We start from the raw sequence: 941 nt of genomic DNA, 5'->3' as shown, positions 1-941 counted from the left end.
TTGTAAGCGCGTTCGCCATGTTCACCGAGATCGAGGCCGGTGACCTCTGTCTCTTCGCTGACACGCAGGCCAGTGACGAGCTTGGCGATGAAGATCGCGATCACGGTGCCGACTGCGGCCCATGCGATCGAGATCGCAACCGCCGTCACCTGGATGACGACCTGAGCCATCATCGCGGTCGAACCGTCACCGGGGCCACCGAACACCGGCTGGTACACGATGCCCGTGCCGATCGCGCCGATGATACCGCCAACGCCGTGGATGCCGAACGCGTCCAGCGAGTCGTCGAAGCCCAGCTTCGGCTTCAGCTTGCTAACCACGAAGAAGCAGACCAGCGAAGCAACCGCGCCAAGGATAATCGCGCCGAACGGACCCGAGTTACCGGCCGCCGGAGTCACCGCGACAAGACCCGCGATCACGCCCGAGCAGAAGCCCAGTGCCGAACCCTTGTGCCCGGCCAGACGCTCGGCGAGCATCCAGAACAGACCCGCCGAAGCTGTCGCCACGAAGGTGTTGATCATCGCCAGACCGGCCGTGCCGTCTGCTTCGAGTTCCGAACCGGCGTTGAAGCCGAACCAGCCCACCCACAGCAAGCCCGTGCCGACCATCGTCAGCGTCAGGCTGTGCGGCGGCATCGGCTCGGTCGGATAGCCCTTGCGCTTGCCCAGGATGAGGCAGGCAACCAGCGCCGAGACACCGGCGTTGATGTGAACCACCGTGCCGCCGGCGAAGTCCAGCGCGCCCATCTCGAACAGAAGGCCGCCGCCTGCCCACACCATGTGTGCGATCGGGAAGTAGACGATCGTCAGCCAGATGGCCGTGAAGACCATCACCGCCGAGAACTTCATGCGCTCCACCGTAGCGCCCAGTACCAGCGCTGCGGTGATCGCGGCGAAGGTCATCTGGAAGCAGATGAAGACATATTCGGAGATGACCTCGTC

The 941-nt window shown here is 64.2% G+C and carries 1 protein-coding gene; it reads right to left on the bottom strand.

Annotation, left to right across the window (positions count from 1 at the left end; genetic code table 11):
- On the bottom strand, positions 1-941 hold a 941-nt coding region (locus tag A7A77_RS17300; protein ID WP_066561328.1), incomplete at both ends, for an ammonium transporter.

It is taken from the genome of Croceicoccus bisphenolivorans (genome assembly GCF_001634625.1).
GTDB lineage: Bacteria > Pseudomonadota > Alphaproteobacteria > Sphingomonadales > Sphingomonadaceae > Croceicoccus > Croceicoccus bisphenolivorans.
The sequence above is the reverse complement of the archived record's forward strand: the minus strand, read 5'-3'. Positions and strand labels throughout refer to the sequence as shown.